Here is a 1,184-nt window from a genome sequence, read left to right as displayed (position 1 = left end):
GGGACATTTCGTGTGGATTTGCGGCGTGTCGCGCTAAGGGACATTTCGTGTGGATTTAGGAGCGTCCGGCCCAGCCTTTTCTTATGCCTAAGCTGGGGTTCCACTCATTGTCGATGCCGGTATCGAATGTGGCAGGTCGCCCGTCGGGGTGGCCGCGTCGTGTGAGTTCTTCTTTTGCCCAGGCCGCGTATGCCGCTCTCCCCAATTGCGGCCGAAGTCTTGATGCCTGGCTAGCCCCAGTGGAGGTACAGGGGCTTCAGTGCGGAAGTCGCCATAGGAATTGACCTAACAGAATTGACCTAACTGCACCAGCTGCGGCTTACCTACCACAGACCTAGTGTTATTCGGTGTTGATTTCACAGATCGGCCCGTTGGAACCGATTCCAAATCAAGATCAAGGCATTATCCCAGGCTGTTCCAGTAATCCACATCGATCTATCCACACGAAATGTCCCTTAAGCCATTGAAAGTCTATTTCTGATTCCACACGAACCCCCCGAGCCGTTGCTTATATCGATACCTGGAGCCAATTTGCTAGGGTGGCATTACTTACCCCACCAATGTTGCTCAGTCCCATTCTCACAGTGAATCGTAGAATGAGAAGCGCGAGTATTTTAGGGTCGCGTTGCTTCGCCGGTTCGCGTTAAAGGACTAGAAAAATGGTTGAGTTTCTTTTCTTCCTTGCCCCTTCAGTGCTCTATATCCTTGTCCGACGCGGGTCAATCGGGGTGTCTCGAGCTCGGGCAAATGTGGGTTGGCGCTGGGGAAACCTGCAGGCAGCAGCTTTAAGTGTCATCTTGTTCCCTGTGCTGCTTGGATTAGGTTATCTTGGTATCCGTCTTGTATCTACGGATAGTCTCGGCATGCCGGGCGTCGTTTTTGTTCAAGGGGTAAGTGTTGCCGCGATTCTAAGGGCTGCAGGCGAAGAGCTTTTCTTCCGCGGATTTCTCGGGGGTTTACTTCTTCGGCGTTGGGGATTGTGGGCGGGAAACACTTTTCAGGCGACTCTTTTTCTTTTGCCACATTTGGTGTTGTTGGGCTTTGATGCTCATCTGTGGCCCGTACTTCCGGTTCAATTCCTCAGGTGGGTGGATACTTGGCGCGGTGAGATTTCGCTCCGGTAGCGTCATTGAGTGCTCAGTCTTACATGCTGCCCTTAACATATGTATCGGATTGCTGGCGGG

1 protein-coding gene and 1 pseudogene are annotated in these 1,184 nt (G+C 52.4%); one reads left to right on the top strand and one right to left on the bottom strand.

The window, feature by feature from the left end; all coding sequences use genetic code 11:
* Positions 1-55 precede the first annotated feature (55 nt).
* Positions 56-261 (bottom strand): annotated as a pseudogene (locus HMPREF2993_RS12920) (IS256 family transposase); the annotation flags it as partial.
* Positions 262-659: 398 nt separating this feature from the next.
* Between HMPREF2993_RS12920 and HMPREF2993_RS00200 the strand changes: the two are divergent.
* Positions 660-1,124: a CPBP family glutamic-type intramembrane protease gene (locus HMPREF2993_RS00200; RefSeq protein ID WP_070700323.1), complete on the top strand. Its 465-nt coding sequence runs from the start codon at positions 660-662 to the stop codon at positions 1,122-1,124.
* The last annotated feature ends 60 nt before the right edge of the window (positions 1,125-1,184 follow it).

The organism is Corynebacterium sp. HMSC068G04 (genome assembly GCF_001814885.1).
Lineage (GTDB): Bacteria > Actinomycetota > Actinomycetes > Mycobacteriales > Mycobacteriaceae > Corynebacterium > Corynebacterium hiratae.
Note: the sequence above shows the minus strand (reverse complement) of the source record. Positions and strands in the feature narration are given on the sequence as shown.